At 37.0% G+C, this 21503-nt stretch carries 22 protein-coding genes and 1 tRNA gene; 7 read left to right on the top strand and 16 right to left on the bottom strand.

Annotation, left to right across the window (positions count from 1 at the left end; translation table 11 throughout):
* Positions 1 to 9: 9 nt before the first annotated feature.
* The 3 genes from CLU97_RS09095 to CLU97_RS09085 are packed head-to-tail and all read right to left on the bottom strand — an operon-like array spanning position 10 to position 3046.
* Positions 10 to 846 (bottom strand): phytoene/squalene synthase family protein, encoded by an 837-nt coding sequence (locus CLU97_RS09095; protein WP_121487640.1) that lies wholly within the window; start codon positions 844 to 846, stop codon positions 10 to 12.
* 1 nt (position 847) lies between these two features.
* Positions 848 to 2341 (bottom strand): phytoene desaturase family protein, encoded by a 1494-nt coding sequence (locus tag CLU97_RS09090; protein ID WP_228437609.1) that lies wholly within the window; start codon positions 2339 to 2341, stop codon positions 848 to 850.
* Positions 2342 to 2386: 45 nt separating this feature from the next.
* Positions 2387 to 3046 (bottom strand): MarR family winged helix-turn-helix transcriptional regulator, encoded by a 660-nt coding sequence (locus tag CLU97_RS09085; protein ID WP_121487639.1) that lies wholly within the window; start codon positions 3044 to 3046, stop codon positions 2387 to 2389.
* Between the two features lie 289 nt (positions 3047 to 3335).
* Here CLU97_RS09085 and CLU97_RS09080 point away from each other — a divergent pair.
* Positions 3336 to 3407, top strand: a tRNA-Arg gene (locus CLU97_RS09080).
* Between the two features lie 329 nt (positions 3408 to 3736).
* Positions 3737 to 4846 carry an NAD(P)-dependent alcohol dehydrogenase gene (locus tag CLU97_RS09075; protein ID WP_121487638.1) on the top strand — a complete coding sequence of 370 codons (1110 nt, stop codon included), beginning with the start codon at positions 3737 to 3739 and terminating at the stop codon, positions 4844 to 4846.
* Here the strand turns inward: CLU97_RS09075 and CLU97_RS09070 are convergent, their stop codons facing one another.
* Positions 4847 to 6148 (bottom strand): cryptochrome/photolyase family protein, encoded by a 1302-nt coding sequence (locus tag CLU97_RS09070; protein ID WP_121487637.1) that lies wholly within the window; start codon positions 6146 to 6148, stop codon positions 4847 to 4849.
* Positions 6149 to 6344: 196 nt separating this feature from the next.
* Between CLU97_RS09070 and CLU97_RS09065 the strand changes: the two genes are divergently transcribed.
* Positions 6345 to 6587, top strand: a complete 243-nt coding sequence (locus CLU97_RS09065; RefSeq protein WP_079241477.1) for a hypothetical protein — start codon at positions 6345 to 6347, stop codon at positions 6585 to 6587.
* A 53-nt stretch (positions 6588 to 6640) separates the two neighbouring features.
* Here CLU97_RS09065 and CLU97_RS09060 read toward each other — a convergent pair whose 3' ends face one another.
* Both CLU97_RS09060 and CLU97_RS09055 read right to left on the bottom strand, forming a co-directional pair.
* Positions 6641 to 7405 carry a hypothetical protein gene (locus CLU97_RS09060; RefSeq protein ID WP_121487636.1) on the bottom strand — a complete coding sequence of 255 codons (765 nt, stop codon included), beginning with the start codon at positions 7403 to 7405 and terminating at the stop codon, positions 6641 to 6643.
* Positions 7402 to 7896 (bottom strand): MarR family winged helix-turn-helix transcriptional regulator, encoded by a 495-nt coding sequence (locus tag CLU97_RS09055; protein ID WP_121487635.1) that lies wholly within the window; start codon positions 7894 to 7896, stop codon positions 7402 to 7404. The genes CLU97_RS09060 and CLU97_RS09055 overlap by 4 nt, the downstream gene beginning before the upstream one ends.
* 140 nt (positions 7897 to 8036) lie before the next feature.
* On the opposite strand from CLU97_RS09055, the gene CLU97_RS09050 reads away from it, so the two are divergent.
* Entirely contained in the window at positions 8037 to 8426 is a 390-nt protein-coding gene (locus tag CLU97_RS09050; RefSeq protein WP_121487634.1) for a hypothetical protein, read from the top strand.
* A gap of 69 nt (positions 8427 to 8495) precedes the next feature.
* Here the strand turns inward: CLU97_RS09050 and CLU97_RS09045 are convergent, their stop codons facing one another.
* A complete protein-coding gene (locus CLU97_RS09045) occupies positions 8496 to 9653 on the bottom strand; it encodes an MFS transporter (RefSeq protein WP_121489687.1) in 1158 nt (385 codons plus the stop codon).
* Positions 9654 to 9844: 191 nt separating this feature from the next.
* On the opposite strand from CLU97_RS09045, the gene CLU97_RS09040 reads away from it, so the two are divergent.
* Positions 9845 to 10246 (top strand): GNAT family N-acetyltransferase, encoded by a 402-nt coding sequence (locus CLU97_RS09040; protein WP_228437607.1) that lies wholly within the window; start codon positions 9845 to 9847, stop codon positions 10244 to 10246.
* Positions 10206 to 10421, top strand: coding sequence for a GNAT family N-acetyltransferase (locus CLU97_RS24020; protein WP_228437605.1), 216 nt, complete (start codon positions 10206 to 10208; stop codon positions 10419 to 10421). The genes CLU97_RS09040 and CLU97_RS24020 overlap by 41 nt, the downstream gene beginning before the upstream one ends.
* 36 nt (positions 10422 to 10457) lie before the next feature.
* Here the strand turns inward: CLU97_RS24020 and CLU97_RS09035 are convergent, their stop codons facing one another.
* On the bottom strand, positions 10458 to 11372 hold the full coding sequence (locus CLU97_RS09035; RefSeq protein WP_121487633.1) for a helix-turn-helix domain-containing protein: 915 nt from the start codon (positions 11370 to 11372) through the stop codon (positions 10458 to 10460).
* Positions 11373 to 11449: 77 nt separating this feature from the next.
* Positions 11450 to 12247 (bottom strand): SDR family oxidoreductase, encoded by a 798-nt coding sequence (locus tag CLU97_RS09030; RefSeq protein ID WP_121487632.1) that lies wholly within the window; start codon positions 12245 to 12247, stop codon positions 11450 to 11452.
* Positions 12248 to 12381: 134 nt separating this feature from the next.
* Between CLU97_RS09030 and CLU97_RS09025 the strand changes: the two genes are divergently transcribed.
* Positions 12382 to 15723, top strand: coding sequence for a DEAD/DEAH box helicase (locus CLU97_RS09025; RefSeq protein WP_121487631.1), 3342 nt, complete (start codon positions 12382 to 12384; stop codon positions 15721 to 15723).
* Between the two features lie 97 nt (positions 15724 to 15820).
* Here the strand turns inward: CLU97_RS09025 and CLU97_RS09020 are convergent, their stop codons facing one another.
* The 7 genes from CLU97_RS09020 to CLU97_RS08990 form a co-directional block, all read right to left on the bottom strand.
* Positions 15821 to 17131 carry a T9SS type A sorting domain-containing protein gene (locus tag CLU97_RS09020; protein ID WP_121487630.1) on the bottom strand — a complete coding sequence of 437 codons (1311 nt, stop codon included), beginning with the start codon at positions 17129 to 17131 and terminating at the stop codon, positions 15821 to 15823.
* Positions 17132 to 17362: 231 nt separating this feature from the next.
* Positions 17363 to 18547 (bottom strand): acetyl-CoA C-acyltransferase, encoded by a 1185-nt coding sequence (locus CLU97_RS09015; protein WP_121487629.1) that lies wholly within the window; start codon positions 18545 to 18547, stop codon positions 17363 to 17365.
* A 78-nt stretch (positions 18548 to 18625) separates the two neighbouring features.
* A complete protein-coding gene (locus CLU97_RS09010; protein ID WP_121487628.1) occupies positions 18626 to 19126 on the bottom strand; it encodes an endonuclease V in 501 nt (166 codons plus the stop codon).
* Between the two features lie 11 nt (positions 19127 to 19137).
* Positions 19138 to 19500: a glyoxalase gene (locus CLU97_RS09005; protein ID WP_121487627.1), complete on the bottom strand. Its 363-nt coding sequence runs from the start codon at positions 19498 to 19500 to the stop codon at positions 19138 to 19140.
* On the bottom strand, positions 19497 to 19940 hold the full coding sequence (locus CLU97_RS09000) for a GNAT family N-acetyltransferase (RefSeq protein ID WP_121487626.1): 444 nt from the start codon (positions 19938 to 19940) through the stop codon (positions 19497 to 19499). Before CLU97_RS09000 ends, CLU97_RS09005 begins: the two co-directional genes overlap by 4 nt.
* Before the next feature lie 92 nt (positions 19941 to 20032).
* Entirely contained in the window at positions 20033 to 20842 is an 810-nt protein-coding gene (locus tag CLU97_RS08995; RefSeq protein ID WP_121487625.1) for an SDR family oxidoreductase, read from the bottom strand.
* Positions 20843 to 20899: 57 nt separating this feature from the next.
* On the bottom strand, positions 20900 to 21487 hold the full coding sequence (locus tag CLU97_RS08990; RefSeq protein ID WP_262689793.1) for a TetR/AcrR family transcriptional regulator: 588 nt from the start codon (positions 21485 to 21487) through the stop codon (positions 20900 to 20902).
* Between the last annotated feature and the right edge of the window lie 16 nt (positions 21488 to 21503).

Raw genomic sequence — 21503 nt, 5'->3', positions numbered from 1 at the left:
ATTTTACTATTAGAAATAAGCAGATTTGTACCGTATATAACTTTTGAATGCTACAAGGAGCTTCTGTGAATTTGCAATTCTGATTCTTTGCTGCAAAATACGCTGGGAACTGGTTTTCTTTATTTTTTCAAACAGAGACAGATAATACCTGTAAGCCAGATATACGCCAAAAATGGAAGAACCCGGCAGCTTTTTAATTCCCTGCAATGCTTCTTTAAATTCATTTTCAATTTCTTTTTCAATCTGAGCCTTCACTGTATTATCAAATACAGACATATTCAGAGAGGGAAAATAGGTGCGGCCCAACACCTGATAATCATCTTTCAGATCTCTGAGAAAATTAACTTTCTGAAATGCAGAGCCTAGTTTCATGGCAAATGGCTTAAGCTCCTCAAACTGCTGCTTATTTCCGCCTGTGAATATGTGCAGGCACATAAGCCCTACCACTTCAGCTGAACCGTAGATGTACTCATTATACAAATCAGAATTGTAGTCTATTTTCTGAAGATCCATTTCCATGCTGTGCAAAAACTGATTGATAAGCTGCACATCTATATCATACTGGCGAACAGTTTCCTGGAATGAGTTCAGAATAGGATTGATGGAAATACCATCTTCCAGCGCATCATAGGTTTCCACTTTTAATCTTTTCAGAAGTTTTTCTTTATCATAGCCATGAAAACTGTCTACAATTTCATCTGCAAGCCGCACATAACCGTAAATGGCATAAATAGCGGATCTTATGGATGGTTTTAATGCCAATATGCCTAATGAAAAACTGGTACTGTATTTCCGTGTAGTGTACTTGCTTACCTCGCAAGACAACTCATCAAACAATTTTTTCATATTAATTTAGTTTTAGTTTATTGACTTCGGATGCTACAATTTTCCCGGAAATAACCGATGGCGGTACTCCTGGCCCGGGAACCGTCAATTGCCCGGTATAAAAGAGGTTCCTGATCTTTTTATTTCTGATTTTAGGTTTTAAAACTGCCGTTTGGGACAATGTATTGGATAAACCGTAAGCATTTCCCTGATACGCATGATAGTCTGAAATAAAATCGCTTACACAATAGCTTTTTTTATATTTAATTCTTGAAGCGAGATTGCTTTCTCCCGTATGCTTTTCAATTCTTCCAAGCATTTCCGTCAGGTATTTTTCACGGACAGATTCTTCATCATGGATTCCCGGCGCAAGAGGAAGCAGCAAAAAAAGATTTTCACAATCTTCAGGGGCAACATCCGGATCTGTTTTTGAAGGACAGCACACATAAAAAAGCGGTTTAGACGGCCATTTTTTATTCTGATAAATGCAGTCTATATGATCATCCAGCTCATTTTCAAAAAAAAGGGTATGGTGCTTGAGGTGAGGAATTTTTCCTTTAATTCCCAGATAATAAATCAAACATGAAGGAGCAAACGTTTTAGACTCCCAGTAGGCATTATTATAATTTCTGAGAGATTTGGGAATTAATGTTTCGGTATGATGATAATCTGATGAAGCAATAACTGCGTCAAATTCATACTCTTTACCATCTACTGTGAGCGAAACAACTTCTGCATTTCCTGTATTGATTTTCTGAACCTCATGATTAAAATGGAAGGTTACGCCCTGTTTTTGCGCGACGTCTTTCATTGCCAGAACAAGCTGATAAAATCCTCCCATTGGGTATTTGGTTCCTAAAACATAGCCGCCGTAATTCATAAGACTGTAAAGAGCCGGAATATTCTGTGGGGAAGCCCCTAAAAAGATTACCGGAAATTCCATCAGAGATTTTAATTTTTCATCAGAAAAATATCCTGATACATATTTTCGGAAATTACTGAGAAGATCAAGCCTAAAAGCGCTACCTGCTATTTTTAATGAAGCAAACTCAAGCCAGCTGTAACAGGGTTTGGTCACAAAATCCTTCATCCCTACTTCATACTTGAATTTCGCAGACTCCATAAATCTGTCATACTGCTTACCTGCGCCATCTTCTATTGTTTCAAAGAGTTCTCTTATTGCATCATTATTTTCAGGCACAGAAACTTTTTCTTCCGAAAAAACCATTTCAAACTGTGGATCCAGGGAAACAAGGGTGAAAAAATCGGATACTTTGCAATCAAAATCGTTGAAAAAACCTTCAATAATGTCAGGCATCCAATACCAGCTTGGGCCCATATCAAATACATACCCTTCTTCTGTCTTAAATTGTCTTGCCCTGCCTCCGGGTTGATCGTGTTTTTCAAATACATGCACCTCATTTCCGGATTTAGCGGCGTAAGCAGCGGCTGAAAGACCTGAAAATCCAGATCCTATGACGGCAATTTTTTTTGTTGGGTTTCCGGTATTCATCATTATTTAATTAATAGTTTTACAAGAGTTTATAAGGCAGCTTATGGATCAGTTCAGCTTTTTATAAGCGGCTTCTAACATATCCATTGTTTCAAGATTCATCTGATAAACAGAATAATGAAACTCATCCAGTTTGGAAAGTATTGAAATAAGCAGCATTCTCTCTGATGGGTTTAAATTTCCTGTTACTACCTGAGAGGCTTTACGAATTTCATCCATATGATTATTCAATACAGTGAGCCCTTTGTCTGTTATTTTAATATGCTTTGCTCTTTTATCTTTCTTAGAGACCGTCTGTTCAGCCCAGCCATTGTGGATGAGGCGGTTGATGACCACTATACCTGAAGATTTTTCCTGCACATTATGTTTTATCAATTCCATTTTTGACATGGCCCCCATGGTTTTCAGGCTTATAAGATAAATGAAATCATCCTGGCTTGAAAAGCCTGAATTACTCATGACCGATCTGGAATAAGATTTTGCATATCTGCTTATTCTTATCAATAAAGTATTGATTACACTATCTGAACTTCTTCCTGATTCCTTCCCTACCCAATCTGGATTTTGTATCTCAGGATAAGCCTTCGGGGAAGCGCTGACCCATTCTGTAAATCCTTTCAGGTCATTACTATATATAGTTTTCGCTTCATTTTGCTCCACAAATTGCTGAACAAGTTCTACAACTGATTTTATAAGATCAAAATTCATATCAAACAAATTAGTATACAAATATACTTATAAATATAAATAAAGTACATTAATATACCTTTAAAATTCAAACAAAAGTATAACCTATTGTTTTACAATTAATTATTTTCATCAGAAAAATGAAATAAGGTAAAATAAGGTATATAAATGAACATTTAATGAGACGATATAAAGACGAATAATCCATGTACGGGAAGTAGCATAGAATATTTTATAAGTAATATTCTGCTCAACATCCTGATCATTAATCTATTCCCGCAAATAATTTGTAATTTTATGAGTTAAACCAGGCCTCATAGTTCAATGGATAGAATAAAAGTTTCCTAAACTTTAGATCCAGGTTCGATCCCTGGTGGGGCTACAGTTCAAAAACCTGCACAATCAGACTAAAACAATGATTTGCAGATAAATAAAAAACCTCCCGAATTATCGGAAGGTTATACTGTAATTTGTCAGAAATATGAAATTTTCTATGCCCAAATATAACCAAGTGTTTATACCACCGAGTATGATCTCAATCATATCGTATAAAAAACTTTACACTTTGTTTAATTTAATCAATTTCAAGTAAATAGCTCTTGAATTTCATTCTTAATTCTATGAGATATATTAGTTTATTACCAATTAAATCACTCGTTATTCAGGATCAATTTTCGTACATTTAAGATATAAGTTTTAAAATATTAAGTTATGAAAGCAGTACGTTTTTTCGGGCACAAAGATGTCCGTGTTGTAAATGATATGGAAAAACCCACTCCTAAAGGTGATGAAGTCTTATTGAAAATTGGAGGCGCCGGCGTATGCCACTCTGATCTTCACATTATTGATGAAGGAACCGTAGCAGGTTCAGTATTCACATTAGGCCATGAAAATGCGGGCTGGATTGAAGAAGTAGGCCCTGATGTGAAAGGATATAAAAAAGGAGATGCTGTTTTGGTGTATGGTCCCTGGGGATGCGGTCATTGTAAACCTTGTCAGCAATCCAAAGAAAACTATTGTGATCATCAGTCAGAAATGGCTTATGGAGGCGGTTTGGGACTAGACGGAGGAATGGCTGAGTATATGCTTGTACCCTCTTCTAGGTTATTAGTTCCTATTTATGATCTGGATCCTGTGATTGCAGCTCCTCTTACTGATGCAGCCCTCACCCCTTATTCTGCGATTAAAAGATCATTGTCTAAATTAACCCCGGATGAATACGTTGTAGTAATTGGTGTGGGAGGACTTGGACACGTTGCCCTGCAAATCCTTAGAGAAGTTAGTGGCAGTACGATCATTGCGTGTGATGTGACAAATGAAAAGCTGGCCTTCGCCAAAGAACTAGGCGCTACTTTTACTGTGAACTCGAAAGATGCAGATGCTGCGGAACAGATTCAAAAAATCACTGGAATTAAAAAAGCTAAAGTAGTTATTGATTTTGTAGGGGCTACATCAACCATTGAACTTGGAAGTAAAATTGTGAGTCTGGATGGTGACCTTACTATCGTTGGACTAGGCGGTGGGCATTATCAATACAGCATGTCTGGTCTGCCATTTGGAGTGAGCATAACAAATCCTTACTGGGGATCAAGAGTTGAGCTCATGGAAGTGGTAGGATTGGCAAGACATAAAAAAATTCATATTGAAATTGAAAAATATAACCTGGATCAGGCTAATGAGGTATATGACCGAATGAGAAACGGAAAAATTAAAGGCAGAGCCGTTCTGATCCCAGAATACAACAAATTACAGAATATAAAGCCGAGAGTAAATTACTTCCGGCTATTTTATTTCTGCTGTTCTCCCGAAGCCCGGTGTTGATCATGATGATGCCAACCCTTTTTTGTACTCGGATAAGGATCTTTCACGGGCAAAGGTATGTTCTACTATTGGAGAAGGATATTCTGGTGTATTCCATTCTGGAAGCCACTTTTTGATGTACAGTAAGTCTTTATCAAACTTTTCCATCTGAGCGGTCGGATTAAAAACTCTGAAATAAGGAGCTGCATCACAGCCCGAACCTGCCGCCCATTGCCAGTTTCCATTATTTGCGGACAGATCATAATCATTGAGTTTTAAGGCAAAATAAGCTTCTCCCCAACGCCAGTCGATCAGTAAGTGTTTACATAAAAAGCTTGCAACGATCATTCTTACCCGGTTATGCATAAAACCTGTCTGATTCAACTCTCTCATTCCGGCATCTACAATTGGGTAACCTGTAGTTCCTTCACACCAGTGTTTAAACTCTTCCTCATTATTCCGCCAATGAATATTATCGTACTGAATTTTGAATGATTGATGAACCACCTGAGGAAAATGATATAAAATCTGCATAAAAAATTCCCGCCAGATCAGTTCCGAAAGCCATACCGTATTATGTTTCAATGCAAAAGCCACACATTTTCTGATGCTGATGGTTCCGAACCGTAAAGCAGTTCCGAGCTGTGTAGTATGCTGTAATGCCGGATAATCCCGAAATTGATCATAGTTATCAATAATAGAAGCATTCAGAATCGGTTTTTTAAAATCAAAATCCGTTTTTTTAAAACCGGTTTCCTTTAAAGTAAGAATGTCAGAATATTCCTGTGGAAAAAGGTTTTTAAAGTTTAGCTCAACAGATTGATAATGTTCAGGAGTCAATGTTTCCCTCCATTTCCTGGCAAAAGGAGTATAAACAGTGTAAGGAGAGCCGTCTTTTTTAATAATCTGGTCTTTATCAAAAATTACCTGATCTTTATAAGCTTTAAAAGGAATATTGTTTTCTTTAAAAAAATAATAAATTTCCTTATCTCTCTCAATCGCCTGAGGTTCATAATCTCTGTTGCAGAAAACACTTTCAATAGTATATTCTTCAGCAAGTTTTCTGAATATTTCTATAGGTTTTCCGCAATAAGTACTGAGCTTTGAATGGTGCTTTTTCAATGAAATATTAATATCTTCCAAGACCTGGTGAATATAGTCTACCCTTCTGTCTTCCTTATCATCAAGCTTATCGAGAATATCCGTATCAAATATAAAAACAGGCATTACCGGAGCTTCAGACTGAAGAGCGTGGTGAAGCCCTACATTATCTTCTAACCTCAAATCACGTCTGAACCAGAAAAGGGTAATTGTATTTTTCATAAAGGTTTGTTTCAATTGCATTGATCATTTCTTTTTAGAAATGCTTTCATAACTATCGATAAATATACAGATTTTAACCCGGAAAAATTCCTGGTGATTCGGATTATTTAGCTTTATCAGGAAAACTTGTATGAGAATATGAATGAAAATTTTCCGACATTTGCCCGGATTTTAAATTGAATATAAACTTACAGCAATGGAAGAATTTGAAGTACCCGTAACGTATAAGGGTAAAGAACTGCTTTTCAATGGAAAACTTGCCACCTTCTCTTATGGATACAAATTATACGTAGATGTGGATGGAACTGAAGTGGTTATTGAACGTGATGATCACGGTGACTTAAGGGCTCTCCTTCCGGACGCTGCTGCGGAAAAAAATATAGATAAAGGGCTAATTGAGGCCATTATTGAGGTTTTTAAAGAACTTCAGGTTTTATAATGCAAAAGAGACCTCACAGAAGTCTCTTTTCATTCGAATATATTTTATTTCGTTTATTCAAAAACCACATAATTTACCTTATCTACCCCTGTATTTCCGGTTTTTTCGTGATAAGCATACAGAGTGAGTTCATAATTTCCCGGAGAAATGATCATTTGGCTTCCTTCAAACAGATTGGTTGACACTAAAGACATTTCAACATTTTTTACAAATTTTCCGTCCTTTTTCAGAATTCCTTTTACTTCAATTTCATCGGAATTCCATAGACCTCCTTTATCAATGACGCATCCGCACATCATCACAATATTAGCCTGAAACAGAAAGGGTTTATCTTTAATGCTGTTCAAAGCAATATACTGATGGGTTCTGGGCTTCAGAATATCAATAATATATCCCGGAATCTCCAGGATAATTCCATCTCCTAAAATATGCTTGCCCGGAATAAGCCATAGTTCTGTATTTACCACGGCTTGCGCCTGCTTGCTGTTCAAAGGAGAAATGACTTCTATATTCACAAATGTAGGTTCATCAATATCCACTGCTGCCATAAAGCCTCCTGTCTGCTCATCTGCAATGGAGTTTCCACGGATTTTGGGAGTTTTCATAATCAGATCTGTATTTCCGGTGCTTCCGGTGGTATTTCCTTCTGCCAGAATTCTTTGGTTAAGCTTATTTCTGATGATAATATGAGCTCCTCCCAATGAAGTTCCGATAAATTTGGCATCTCTTGCTTTTGCTCTGACCATTACTTTTGTTTCCGTTGCCGAAATCAAACTATGAGAAAAAAGAAACGCTGTGATGAGAATTAATGTTTTCATGATTGGATTGATTTTAAATATTCCTGTTTAAACCTGTGATGAAAAGATTCATTTTTTAATTCCTGATCAATGTGATCCAGATAAGTGAAAATTGAGAGATCTTCTGATAATACCTTCAGAATGGCTTTTTCACAACTGTCCCAAATCTGTTCAAGCCGGGGAAGCATTTCAATAGCTTTTGGAGATAATGAAATAATCTGTTTGCGTTTATCCACCTTATCTTTTTTGATGATGAGATAACCGCTTTCACTCATTTTTTTAACGATAACTACCACAGACGGATGCGAATATCCTAATGGTTCAGCAATATCAGTAATTGAGATTTCACCCCTCTTTTGCAGCAGCATAAAAACCAGATACCAGTTGGGCTCCACATCAATCCCGAATTCTTTATAAAATTTCCGTACATCATGAGACATCCTGTCGCTGATTCTTTTCAGCCTGCTGTCCAGAGCTTTATATCTTAATTCTTTAATAAAATCAAAATCCATTTGTACTATATTTGTTGTAAATATACAAAATATAAAGTCAACTATATAGTTAACTTTATATTTTATTAAATCAATTAAAATTTTAATGAAAAATCATTGACTAAAAGGTAAATTTAAATCAAAAATAAATACATTTAATTATGAAAAATACAGAAAAAATCATTTGGGAAATAGAAGAGTTCCACAAAAATATTGAAAAATGGTTTCAGGGTAAAGCGGAGAATCAGAAAAGTCTTTATAAGGAACTGTTAGCCGGATTCTCGCCAGATTTTAAAATGATAAACGGAAACGGAGAGACCGTTACCCTATCTATGCTTGAAGAATGGCTTCCGGCCGTATTTGGAAAATTTCCGGAGAGAAATATTCAGGTTGAAAATATGGTTGTCAATCATTCTGAGCATCATGGATTGGCAACGTATATTGAAACACAGGTTACCGGAGAAATCACAACCAAAAGGAAATCATCTGCTGTTTTTCTGCTTAATAAAGAAAAAGCGTTGTGGCTTCATCTTATAGAAAACTGGATTTAAATTTTATAGAGTAACAGCCCTGAATTCCTTGAATTCAGGGCTGTATTTTATTAATAACAGAAAAATTCATTACGATTTCCTGAATACTTTCATCTGCCCTGCCATAATAGCCAGTAAAATTCCAAAACAGGCAAATAGGCCATAAGAGTATCTGAGATCAAAGCTTTCCGCAATATATCCGATAAGAGGCGGACCCATCAAAAATCCTAAAAACGAGATGCTGGAAACAAATGACAAAGCAATACTCGGAGCTACCGTACTCACCTTTCCTACCGTGCTGTAAACAGAAGGTACACTTAGTGAACTTCCAAGACCAATAATCATAAAAGCAATGATGCAGATCCACAGTTGCGGAAAGAAAACACTTAGGAAGAGTCCTCCGCTCATCAAAATACCGCAACATTGCAGAACAATCTTTTTCCCATACTTTTCAATGATTCTGTTTCCGATAAAACGGCCTAAAGTCATCATTAAAATAAAACTCGTATATCCCAGTATCACAAGATTTTCAGGTGCTTTAACTATTGTTTGAAAATACACTCCGCTCCAGTCGAACATGGCTCCTTCAATCGCCATACTCAGGAATCCTATAATTCCCAAACCAACCAATGTTGGATTCACAGCCTTGAATATGGAACGGGTTTGAGGTTCTGCCTTATGAATAATATTCGTCAGATTTCTTTTACTGTAGTACCAAAGGATTCCTACCAAAATGAAAATAACAGCAAAATGGTAAAAAGTTCCCACATGGAGGTTAATCATAAGCAAACCTATGACGGCTCCTGTAAGACCTGCAAAACACCAGGCTCCATGATAGGAAGAAAGAAGTGTTCTTTTGGTGATAGATTCTATTTCAATAGCCTGTGTATTGATGGCGATATTGCACATGTTCCCGGAAACTCCAAAAAAGAACAGAACAACTCCCAGCGTCCAATAAGAAGGTGACAAACCAATTAATAACAGAAAAAAAGGATACAGCAAAAAACATCTTTTAATAATGCCGCTGCTTCCGTAAATACTGATCAGCTTTCCGGCCAAAACCATGGTGGAAAGCTGTCCTATCGGCATAAGAAGCAAAAGTGTTCCCAATTGTGCTTCATTAATGGAAAGTGCTGTTTTAATGATTGGAATCCGGCTCGCCCATGAAGAAAAAACAAGTCCGTGGGCAAAGAAAAGTAAAAAACAGGCTGTCGGCATTTTGGCATTAAAAGATTCTCTCTCGTTCATTATAACAGTTGATAAAAATTCCTTGTGCAAATTTAGATATGCTTGTGCATTAAAATCTAGTCCGTTTTTGTCATTTTTATGTTCCATTTTAACCAATAACAAAAATACAGTCATCAACATGGTATAAAATCACTTATTTTTTTGAACTTAGATTTTCATTTTTCATTAATTTCGATCTACAAAAATAAACCATGAAAGAAAAGTGGATTGCTTACCCAACAATTCTGAAAGGAAAAACCATTGAATTAATTCCTCTTGAAAAAGAACATTTTGAAGAATTATATACCGCTGCTGCTGATAAAGAACTCTGGGCACTGGTTCCTACAGACTGTTCAGACAAAACCCTGTTTTATAAAAACTATGAATCTGCATTATCCGAAAGAGAGACGGGAAATCAATACCCATTTGTAATTCGTCATAAAGAAACCGGAAAACTAATTGGATCCACACGTTTTTTTGAAATTTACCCTGCAGACAAAAAATTGGAAATCGGATGGACATGGATTACTAAAGAATTCTGGGGAACAGCCATCAATATTGAATGTAAACTGCTTGAAAACCAACAGAGTACAATTAAAAACAAAAGACAATAATTTCAGATCAAGAAAAGCCATTGAAAAAATTGGTGGTGTATTTGAAGGTATTTTACGTAAAGATAAAGTTCTAAGTGACGGCAGCACAAGAAATGCTGCTTATTACAGTATTTTAGATGATGAGTGGAATACGACAAAACTTAAAATCGAAACACTTATAAAAGAAAAGCAGTAAATAAAAAACACCCGATATTTAAATCGGGTGATATATCTAATTGAAAGACTGTCTGTAACTCAGAGGAGTTTTCTCTGTCTTCTTTTTAAACAGCTTATTGAATGACTGTGGGTGCTCAAATCCAAGGGCATAGGCCACTTCAGATACAGAAAAACCAGTAGTGGTAAGGTATTCTTTTGCTTTTTCAATCAGTTTCTCATGAATATGCTGTTGAGCATTTAATCCGGTAAGATTTCGGAGCATATCACTCAGATAATGAGGAGACAGATTGAGTGTGGAAGCTAGAAATTCTACCGTAGGAAGCCCTTTATTTAATGTTTCCTGCTGATTGAAGTAGTTTTCCAGCACAACATCCATTTTGGTCAGCAAATCATTATTTACTGCCTTTCTGGTAATAAACTGTCTTTTATAAAAACGGTTGCTGTAATTGAGAAGAACATCAATATAAGAAACAATAACGTCCTGGCTTACTTCATCAATGGCAGTATTGAGTTCATTTCCAATATTGTCCAGCAATCCTGTAATTGTTGTTTTTTCCTGATCAGACAGGTGCAGAGCCTCATTCGTATCATAAGAAAAGAAACCGAAGTTCTTGATTTTCTTTGCTAAATCATAACTTCTGATAAAATCCGGATGCACCAGCAAAGTATACCCACAGTATTCTGCATTTTCATCGGTAGAAAGAACCTGCCCGGGTGCCGTGAACATCATTCCTCCCTCATTGAAATCATAATATCCCTGTCCATAACCCATTTTTCCAACAGTAGAATATTTATATGAGATTTTGTAAAAATTCATCATAAAGCTTCTCTTCAGCATATCTTTTTTGATATTCATCTTTGTATTATCCACAAGACTTACCAAAGGATGAAGCGGTTTAGGGAGCTGCAGCATATTATGCAGTTCGGATATGGATGAAATTTTCAAAGGGATGTTATCTTTCTTTTCCATGATATAAAATTATAAATTATTTGTTGAAAAAGACAGTATAAGTGTGAATTACTTTATCCTGTCTTTTAAAAACCTGACTAAATAAACTGCTTTCCAAACTGCTCTCTGAAAGCTTCATCACCTAATTCAAGGCGTTGTGCATAGATTGCTTTAGCATCTTCTCCGGCTACATATCTCAGCTGCTTTTTGCCATCTGTAGCTGCTTCGTACACTACTTCTGCAATCTGCTCCGGTGTAGAAGCGGCTTCCATCATCCCTTCCATCTTAGAAAACAGAGAATTGGTCATGTCTTCATAAGCCGGGCTTGAGGCTGAGTCTAAAGAACGGCTTACAAAATCAGTCTTAATTCCTCCAGGAGAAACGGTTTTAATATCAATTCCCAATGTATTAAGCTCAAAAGCCAGACTTTCACTCCATCCTTCAAGCGCCCACTTGGTAGCATGATACGTAGAGCTTAACGGGAAAGCAACCAGTCCTCCTATAGACGTTGTAGAAATGAACATTCCTTTTTTCTGTTCTCTGAAGTAAGGAATAAAGGCCTGTGTAACACGTATAACCCCTAATAAATTCGTGTCAAGCTGTTTTACGATCTGGTTATCAGAAAGCGCTTCCAAAGGTCCTATTAAGCCGTATCCTGCATTATTATACACCACATCAATATCGCCAAGCTCCAAAGCCTTTTTTACGGTAGATTGTATCTGCTCCGGATTGGTAACATCCAAAGGAAGTACCGTTACGTTCTCCAACGCAGCAAGATCAGCCGCAGCTTCAGGGTTTCTCATCGTTGCGATTACTCTCCATCCTTTGTTTTGAAATAATTGGGCAGTTGCTTTACCTAATCCTGTAGAAGCACCTGTTATAAAAATTGTTTTCATTTTTCTTGGTTTAAAATTACAGGACAAAGTTCAGCATTAGAACAAACGCAGAAGTTGCCAAAATGGGGTAAGCTGTAGCCAAAACGGATTCTTCAATACATTTGTTTTTTGTAAGTTTGCCTCCATCTATTTTTATGGCAGAATATATTCTTGACAACATCAATATCAGTACACTATCCGTATATGACCTGCTGAAACATACTTCAGACAGTACATTCATTGGGATCAGGGATTTTCGTGAGATCTATCCCGCTGCTATTGAAATTAATACAGGAATATTTACAAAACAATCTTCATTACAGGATTTTCCGATGGTTACCATCAGTAAAATCGGAAGCTCGTTAATGTGCTCCTGTACTTGTGACAATCCAAAAGACCAGCTTTGCTCTCATCAGGCAGAGATTATCCACTGCATCATTGAGGATAAAAATTACCGTTTGTTTTTTGATGAAGCTCTCCGTAAAAAGATTCTTATTCCAAAAGCCAGAGTATACGGCCTTGAAAATGAACCGGATCTGGATCAATATTTCCAACTGGAATATGCTGATGGCAAAATTGAAATACACCCCAGAATCAAGGAAATGCTTCCTATAGATGATGTGATGCTTACAAAAAGCCTTCTTCCTCAGCTTCCTTCTAAACTGGATGAACTGGCAGTATTGGAAAATGGTAAAAAACAAATATTAGTTATCGGCAAACACCGTTATTATAATCATATGACCTTCTCTCTGATGGAGGCAGAAATAACGCAGACAGGGAAAATAAAAAATCCGGTCACTCCTGTAGATGCCATGCAGCTGATATGGAAAGCCGAGAAACCGGCAGACATCAAATTTTACACAGCCATTACCTCTTTTCAGAATAATTATAATGAAGATTACAATCCGGCAGAACTGGAAGCTTTAAAACTCATTGTAAAGAATCCTCTTGAACTGGAAGTCTATTATCATGACCGTGAAATTGCAGAAACTGTTTCGGCCAAGTCACTTTATCAGGTTGAATTAAATACTTTAGATGCGGAGGTTCAATTATCTGTATTTAAGAAAGATCCGTTTTTCGAAATAACAGGAGAACTGTTGTTTAATGACATTTCTGTTCCTTTTAAAAATATTGTACTCAGAAATGAATATTTTGTCTATAACCGCAACATTTTCAGCTTTGTAGATGACCCGGATGTGCTCAGAATCATTCGGTTTTTTAAAGCTAATAATGAGATTTTACTGATCCATTCTTCAAAATATGATGCGTTTATGGAGAATATCCTATCTCCCATAGAAGAACGTATTCACATCAATTACAAATACATACAGCCTGCAACAAAAGTACAGTTTGAAGATAAGAATTATCGAACCGAAAAAGTCATTTATCTTCGTCAGCAGGAAAATTATATAGGAATTACTCCCGTTATGAAATACGGAGATATAGAAGTTCCTGTGTATTCCAGGAGGCAGCTTTTTGATACGGATCAAAATGGAAATCCGTTTAAAATAGAAAGAAATGAATCAGCTGAAGCGCGCTTTACTTCTTTAGTAATGCAGCAGCATCCTGATTTTGAAGAGCAGATGGACGGCTATCAGTATTTTTATCTTCACAGAGATAAGTTCCTGGATAGCAACTGGTTTCTTGATGCATTTGAGACCTGGAGAAATGAAGGAATCATCATACTCGGCTTTAACGAACTGAAAAACAATAAATTAAATTCTCACCGTGCTAAAATCAATATTCAGATCACCAGCGGACTGGATTGGTTTAATGCAAAGCTAAAAGTAGGATTTGGCCCCAAAGAAGCTTCTTTGAAACAGCTTCACCGTGCCATCCGGAATAAGAGTAAATTTGTTCAGCTGGATGATGGCAGCATGGGAATTCTCCCTGAGGAATGGATGGAAAAAATTTCCGCTTACTTCCGTGCAGGAGAAATTGATGAAGAACTTTTAAAAATTCCGAAAATCAATTTTACGGAGGTGACGTCACTGTTCGAAAAAGAAATCCTGAGCAAAGAAATTCAGGAAGAACTTACTTCCTATTCCACAAAGTTTTCAAAGGTAAAAGACATTCCGGAAGTGACTATTCCTGTTGAACTGAAAGCAGAATTGAGAGATTATCAGCATGACGGACTGAACTGGTTAAATTTTCTTGACGAATTCAAATTCGGCGGATGTCTGGCTGATGATATGGGGCTTGGAAAAACCATCCAGATTATTGCTTTTATCCTTTCGCAAAGGGAGAAGCGAGGGCATACCACCAATCTGATTGTTGTTCCTACTTCCCTGCTCTTCAACTGGCAGGAAGAGATGAGCAGATTTGCACCTTCTGTAAAAGTTTTGCTTCATTATGGGGCAGACCGACCGAAAACAACAGCTCATATGCCTGATTATGAGGTAGTCCTTACCACGTATGGAATGCTGCTTTCGGACATTCAGTTTTTGAAAAATTTTAATTTCAACTATGTATTTCTGGACGAATCACAGGTGATTAAAAACCCTAATTCAGAAAGATATAAAGCCGCTCGCCTGCTTCAATCGAGAAACAGGATTGTACTGACTGGTACCCCTGTTGAAAACAGCACATTTGACCTTTACAGCCAGCTTTCTTTTGCCTGTCCCGGATTGTTGGGAAGCAAACAGTATTTTAAAGATATTTATGCCATTCCTATTGATAAATTTGAGTACAGTAAGCGTGCAGTGGAGCTTCAGCAAAAGATAAAACCATTTATCCTCAGAAGAACGAAGAAACAGGTTGCCAAAGAGCTTCCGGAAAAAACAGAAACAGTAATCTACTGTGAAATGAATACCGAACAGCGCAAGATTTACGATGCTTATGAAAAAGAACTCCGAGAATTCATTGCGGCTAATGATGATGATGATCTGAACAAAAATAGTATGCATGTCCTTACAGGCCTTACAAGGCTCAGACAGATATGTAATTCCCCAATTCTGATGAAAGAGGGGTATTCCGGTGAAAATGCTGTTAAAATCGAAATTTTGATGGAACAGATCCTTGGGAAGTCAAAAGATCATAAAATCCTTGTTTTCTCACAATTTGTAGGAATGCTGGATTTGATTAAAACTGAGCTGGAACGTCACAACATTCAGTTTGAGTATTTAACAGGGCAAACAAAAGACAGAGGAGAAAAAGTAGCTCATTTTCAGAGCAATGAAGACATCCGTGTATTTCTGATCAGCTTAAAGGCCGGAGGAGTTGGTCTTAATCTTACTCAGGCAGATTATATCTATCTTGTAGATCCGTGGTGGAATCCTGCAGCTGAAAATCAAGCCATTGACCGTAGCTACCGCATAGGACAGACCAAAAATGTAATTGCTGTAAGAATGATCTGTTCCAATACTGTTGAGGAAAAAATACTTACCCTTCAGAAAAAGAAAAAAGAACTGGCTCAGAATCTGCTTACCACCGACGGGAAGAAACTTCAGGGACTTTCTAAGCAGGATCTGATGAATTTACTGGAATCTGGCTCATAATACCGTCAAAATTCATTACAATAAAAAAAACCGACAGGTAGCGACCTGTCGATTAAAAAACAAAAATTGATATGGATATGATTTAGATATGATGTGTCTATTTTTTAATAATCTTTTCTATGACTGTTTTTTGATTTTTTGTTTTGATTTTGATCAGATAAGTCCCCGGAACAAAACTGTCCATAGAAACCGTCATAGAATTACCTTCCAGCATCTTTTGTCCGGACATGCTGTAAATTTCATATTTCTCCAATCCTTCTTTCATCTTGATCGTTACTGAACCTGATGTAGGATTCGGGTATAGCTGCACATTGGCTGAAGCCTCTTTTGAAACTTCTGATGTTGAAAGATTTTCAGGCTGAATTTTAAGGGTATAATCTTCTACCTGACCGATAAACCAACCTGAAGGACATGGAAGATTTTCTAAAGTTCCCATCCATGAATTAGATTCATAAGCTTTTACCAGCCTGAATCGGGTATCTCCCAGCTGTGCACCTGCCGGTATGGTGATATTGCCGGTTGTAACGCCAGATTGCTGACCAGGCACCGGATTTGAATTATCCAGATATCCCAGATTAAACATTTCATCAGTATCAAACTGATTATTATGGTTAAAATCAATATAAGCATAGGCTGATACAGTAGCCTGACCATGAGTGCCTCCTGTTACCGTTATCGGATAGGTATTTCCTCGGTTCACATTGAAAACAGTTGCTGTAAAGTTTTCAAGAACATCAGAGTTTCCGTCAAGCACGCTGTTTTTAACTGTTCCTGCAAATTCTACGGTGCTTATTTCGCTTACCGTAAGGCTTGTAATATTTTCAGTACCACAGTAAGGAGCCGGGAAATTGGCTGTATTTCCTATAATATTCACTGTATAATCTTCTGTCTGCCCTGCTCTTAAACTGATGTCACAGGCTGAACTGATGGAGTTTGCTGCTGCAGGATTTGAATATGCCTGAACATTGGTATTTTTAAGAACCCTCATTCTGGTACTCCCGTTGGCAGCATTTGCAGGGATTGCTATCGTATTATTAATCGTAAAAGCATTGGCTGGATTGGCAGCTTCCAGTCTTCCGATATAGAAGCTTTCTCCTGCATCATCGAAATTTCCATTCTGATTAAAGTCTATAAAAACTGCTACGTCACTCGGAAATGTACTTGAAGGGCCTTTTACAGATATTGTATAATTACTTCCGGATTGCAAATCTGTTGACATTGACGTAAAATTCTCATAGATTTGTGTATTCCCCGATTGTACAGGTGAGGTATTATTAATGCTTCCGAAAGTCACATTACTGATCATGTTGCTGTCAGCTCCATACTGAAAGGTTGGCATACAATACTGCATCTGTGCATTCATCAGCGAAACAAGTATAATGCCGGAAAGAGTAGTTATTTTCTTCATTTTCTTCGTTTAATTTCTTGGGACAAATTTATATTTATTTAGAATGAATAAAAATAACAATGTGATGATATTTGTCAGTTTAATAAAAATAAGCTGTTTTCAGTCTTATAGTATTTATTAAAAATTTTGATTTATCAATGGATAATCAATCTGTTACCAACGCAAAAGATCCTTCTCAAATTTAACTTCAAGAAAGATCTTTTTATTATAATCATTGAAATCTAAGATATTTTAGCTCTTCAAACCTATATTTTCGATAAGAACTGCGGAAGCTCCTCCTCCACCATTGCAGATGGCAGCAATCCCGTACCTTCCTTTTTCCTGGAGTAAAACATTCACCAAAGTGGCTATAATTCTGGCACCTGAAGCGCCAATCGGATGTCCTAAGGCAACCGCACCTCCATACACATTTACTTTATTCAGATCATATCCAAGGATTTTCTGATTGGATAAAATCACGGAAGAATACGCTTCATTAATTTCAAAATAATCAATATCCGAAAGATTAAGACCTGTTTGTTTCAGAAGTTTTTGAATCGCTATAGAAGGAGAAGTGGTAAACCATTCTGGTGATTGGGCAGCATCTGTATAGGCTATAATTCTAGCCAAAGGCTTTAGATTATGACGTTCTACAGCTTCAGAAGATGCTAATAGTATTGCTGCTGCGCCGTCATTCAGATTACTGGAATTGGCAGCGGTGAGTGTTCCGTCTGCTTCAAATGCAGGTTTCAACAGAGAGATTTTCTCAGGAATGAGTTTATCAATATCTTCATCTTTGTCAACGATTGTAGTCCCTTTTTTACCTTCAATCGATATCTGAATCAATTCATTATTGAATTTTCCATTTTCAGCGGCTTTCTGAGCTCTCTGATATGAAAACAAGGCGTATTCATCAAGTTCCTGTCTGGAAAGTCCGTATTTTTTCACGCCTAATTCGGCGGCACTTCCCATATGAAAATTGTTATACACATCCCACAGGCCATCTTTGATCACTCCGTCAGTAAGGTTGGTATCTCCCAGCTTTGTTCCCTGGCGTATTTTTACATAATGGGGAACGTTACTCATACTTTCCATACCTCCTGTCATAACGAGATCATCAAGTCCAAGCTGAATCTGCTGGGCTCCAATCATGGCTGATTTCATACCGGACGCACAAACCTTGTTGATAGTTGTAGCATCTTTATCAACAGGAATTTTAGCAAAAATAGCGGCCTGCCTTGCTGGCGATTGTCCTAGTCCTGCACTCAGTACATTTCCCATATAAACGCTGTCGATATGCTCCGGAGCAAGCCCAATACTTTCATACGCATTCTGAATGGCAAGAGCTCCCAACTGAGGCGCTGTAAATCCGGACAGGCTTCCCATAAAACCTCCAACCGGAGTTCGTTTTGCTGAAACTATAAATACTTCTTTCATAGATTTTATTTTTACAATATACTGATCGGTATATTACTGTTTTAAAAAAATCTTACTCTTCTGTAAGATTTTGTTTTTTTATGCTCTACTTAGCTGATCAAGTTTTTTCAGAAGCGTGGGTATTCTGTAAGTGCCGTGCATCTTTTCTACTTTCAGCTGAATTTCATCTACATTCATTCCTTTTGCTGTTACAAAAAGCGGTGTTTTACTTTCACCACGAAAAACACTTCTTCGCTGGGAATCCGGAGTAGTAAATTCATTTTTTGCAATTCCGACAATAGGACAATTTTCATTTAAAGCTTCATAAAGGTGCCCGCCCAAGCCAATTTTGCCGTCATTATCCAAAGTGACATATCCGTCCACAATGATAATGTCTTCTGGTCTTAATGTTATTTTCTTCAACAGGCTTACAATGCATGGTAACTCTCTTTTGTAAAAGGCTCCGCTTTCATATGCTGAATTTACAGAGGTATGTTCTATAAAAATTTCCACTTCTTTTTCAGAGGTCCAGTCTTCAAAGGCAATACACACGGTATTGGCATAATCTTCATAATAATAGGTATCGAATGCGTAAATCATATTTCTCTTTCTTAAAAAAACTCACCGAAATGCCACAAAATTCCAGACGGATCGTGTACAAAACATTCTTTTCCCCAATCCATGGTTCTTACAGGAGTAAGTCTTACATTCTCATATTTATCTGTAAGTCCCAGAGACAAAAGTTCCTTCCAGAATTCGTCGGTATTGGCAACTTCCATAAAAATCATGGTATTATCAATCCAGTCTTTTGCATAGTAATCCTGAAGATAAAAGCCTGTTTCTTCTCGTTTAAAAAGTGATAATTTAGGTTCCAGAATAACTTCTTCAAACCCCAGATCTCTGTAAAAGCTTCTGCTGATTTCAAAGTTTTGTGCTCCGATAAAAGGTCTGATAGATTTCAGTTTTGATGTCATAGTTTTTTATTTTTCCAGTTTTCAGAGGTCATTTCAAACTTGATTTCTCCTTTACCATGGGTTCCAGTTTCAATCCAGCCAGATTTTCTGTAAAATATTTCAGCTCTTGTTCCTGGTGATGTGCCTAGCCATACTGAATTTTTATTTTGCTGAAAATACCAATCCAACATGATGTCATGAAGTTTTCTACCGATTCCATGGTTTTCAAAATCAGGATGTACAAAGAGTGCCCAGATGTTATTTTCTTTCAGATCGGCAATAGAAAAACCAACAACCTGATTTTCTACCTCACATACCCAGCCCTTTCCTCTTTGAAATAAAAATTCCTCACAATCTTTATCGGTTACCAACCCCGGATCTGACAGCCTATTTTCTTTCACAGCATTTCTTACAATTTGTATCTGTGGAATGTCTTCCGGTTTTGCTTCTCGAATGGTCATTATTATTTTATATAAACAGTAAAGATATTTAATTCTAACGAAAAAGCCTGCAAAATTAAATTGCAGGCTTTCAGAATTTCAGAGATTCGTGATTATTTTCCCAGAAAAATATTTTTAACTTCTTTATGGAAGCTGTCTTGCCCTACTGCATTTCTTAAGGCAAAAAGGTCTTTCGCATCATTTCCTGCAATATATTTTAACTGAGCTTTATCATCGGTTACAGCTTCGTACACTACTTCGGCAATCTGCTCTGCACTTGAATAAGAAGCGCGTCTCTCAGGATCGCTAAAAACAGTATATATTTTAGCAAACATCTCCTCATAGGCTTCATGTTTTGAAAGATCCAGACTTCTACCCGCAAAATCTGTATTGATACCGCCCGGAGCAACCGTTTTTACAGTAATACCAAAAGGTTCAAGCTCGTATGCCAAACTTTCGCTCCATCCTTCTACTGCAAATTTAGTAGCATGATATACAGAATTCATCGGGAAAGTAACGGATCCCCCAATAGACGTTGTAGAAATAAACATTCCCTGCCCTTTCTTACGGAAATGCGGAATAAAAGCCTGCGTAACCCTCATCACTCCCAATAAATTAGTGTTGATATTTCTGAAAATCTGATCTTCATCTGCTCCTTCAAACGGACCTGCCAAACCATATCCGGCATTATTGAACACAACATCTACATCAAATTTTCCATTGACTTCAGCAACAACTTGTTTTACCTGTTCACTGTTTGTCACATCAAGAGCCATTAAAGTCACATTAGGCAACTTACCCAGCTCTTCTTCGTTTTCAGGTTTACGCATGGTTGCAATTACTTTCCATCCTTTATCACAAAAAAGTTTTACAGCTGCTTTTCCTAATCCGGTAGAGGTACCGGTCATAAAAATTGTTCTCATTTGTTTACATTTTATTATTTAGAATGAATGTTCATTCCAAATTAGTGTTAAATTTTTTTATTCTTTTATCGCATCCCAGACCATTCTTAGCTGTTGCTCCAAATGCCCGTTCTTTTGATCTTCAGTGTTCATATTGAGTACCCAGCGGACATAATTGGTCAATGTGCCTCCCAGAAACTGTATAATAGCTTCCATACTTATTTCTTTAATGATCCCTTCTTTTTGACCTTTCAGGATAAGTTCTGTTACAGGTGAAAATTCTATACGCCCTTCTTCTCTTGTTTTTTCAGTAATAACAGGAGAATTCTGCATCTGATCCATAAAAAAGAAGAACTCCGGATTCTGGATATTGAAATTAATGAAAGCTTTGTAATAATTCAGAAAGGTAATTTTCAACGAAGATTCATTAGATTCCTGAATAACAAACTGTACTTCAACAGATTTTATATACAAATAAATAGCATTAATCAGCTCTTCTTTGGTAGAAAAATAATTATAAATAGTCCCCATTCCTGTACCAGCAGCTTTTGCGATTGCAGACATGGGTGTAGACTGTACTCCTTTCTCTATAAGGAGTTTCATAGCAGCAATAATTATCTGTTCTTTTTTATTCACTCTACAAAAATAAAAAAATGGAATGAACATTCCATTTTTTTATAGT

It is taken from the genome of Chryseobacterium sp. 7 (assembly GCF_003663845.1).
GTDB lineage: Bacteria > Bacteroidota > Bacteroidia > Flavobacteriales > Weeksellaceae > Chryseobacterium.
This window is presented reverse-complemented; position numbering and strand designations above follow the sequence as displayed.

Coding starts and splice junctions, on each gene's coding strand:
- CLU97_RS09095 (WP_121487640.1), bottom strand. CDS start 846: ATGAAAAAATTGTTTGATGAGTTGTCTTGCGAGGTAAGCAAGTACACT.
- CLU97_RS09090 (WP_228437609.1), bottom strand. CDS start 2,341: ATGATGAATACCGGAAACCCAACAAAAAAAATTGCCGTCATAGGATCT.
- CLU97_RS09085 (WP_121487639.1), bottom strand. CDS start 3,046: ATGAATTTTGATCTTATAAAATCAGTTGTAGAACTTGTTCAGCAATTT.
- CLU97_RS09075 (WP_121487638.1), top strand. CDS start 3,737: ATGAAAGCAGTACGTTTTTTCGGGCACAAAGATGTCCGTGTTGTAAAT.
- CLU97_RS09070 (WP_121487637.1), bottom strand. CDS start 6,148: ATGAAAAATACAATTACCCTTTTCTGGTTCAGACGTGATTTGAGGTTA.
- CLU97_RS09065 (WP_079241477.1), top strand. CDS start 6,345: ATGGAAGAATTTGAAGTACCCGTAACGTATAAGGGTAAAGAACTGCTT.
- CLU97_RS09060 (WP_121487636.1), bottom strand. CDS start 7,405: ATGAAAACATTAATTCTCATCACAGCGTTTCTTTTTTCTCATAGTTTG.
- CLU97_RS09055 (WP_121487635.1), bottom strand. CDS start 7,896: ATGGATTTTGATTTTATTAAAGAATTAAGATATAAAGCTCTGGACAGC.
- CLU97_RS09050 (WP_121487634.1), top strand. CDS start 8,037: ATGAAAAATACAGAAAAAATCATTTGGGAAATAGAAGAGTTCCACAAA.
- CLU97_RS09045 (WP_121489687.1), bottom strand. CDS start 9,653: ATGAACGAGAGAGAATCTTTTAATGCCAAAATGCCGACAGCCTGTTTT.
- CLU97_RS09040 (WP_228437607.1), top strand. CDS start 9,845: ATGAAAGAAAAGTGGATTGCTTACCCAACAATTCTGAAAGGAAAAACC.
- CLU97_RS09035 (WP_121487633.1), bottom strand. CDS start 11,372: ATGGAAAAGAAAGATAACATCCCTTTGAAAATTTCATCCATATCCGAA.
- CLU97_RS09030 (WP_121487632.1), bottom strand. CDS start 12,247: ATGAAAACAATTTTTATAACAGGTGCTTCTACAGGATTAGGTAAAGCA.
- CLU97_RS09025 (WP_121487631.1), top strand. CDS start 12,382: ATGGCAGAATATATTCTTGACAACATCAATATCAGTACACTATCCGTA.
- CLU97_RS09020 (WP_121487630.1), bottom strand. CDS start 17,131: ATGAAGAAAATAACTACTCTTTCCGGCATTATACTTGTTTCGCTGATG.
- CLU97_RS09015 (WP_121487629.1), bottom strand. CDS start 18,547: ATGAAAGAAGTATTTATAGTTTCAGCAAAACGAACTCCGGTTGGAGGT.
- CLU97_RS09010 (WP_121487628.1), bottom strand. CDS start 19,126: ATGATTTACGCATTCGATACCTATTATTATGAAGATTATGCCAATACC.
- CLU97_RS09005 (WP_121487627.1), bottom strand. CDS start 19,500: ATGACATCAAAACTGAAATCTATCAGACCTTTTATCGGAGCACAAAAC.
- CLU97_RS09000 (WP_121487626.1), bottom strand. CDS start 19,940: ATGACCATTCGAGAAGCAAAACCGGAAGACATTCCACAGATACAAATT.
- CLU97_RS08995 (WP_121487625.1), bottom strand. CDS start 20,842: ATGAGAACAATTTTTATGACCGGTACCTCTACCGGATTAGGAAAAGCA.
- CLU97_RS08990 (WP_262689793.1), bottom strand. CDS start 21,487: ATGTTCATTCCATTTTTTTATTTTTGTAGAGTGAATAAAAAAGAACAG.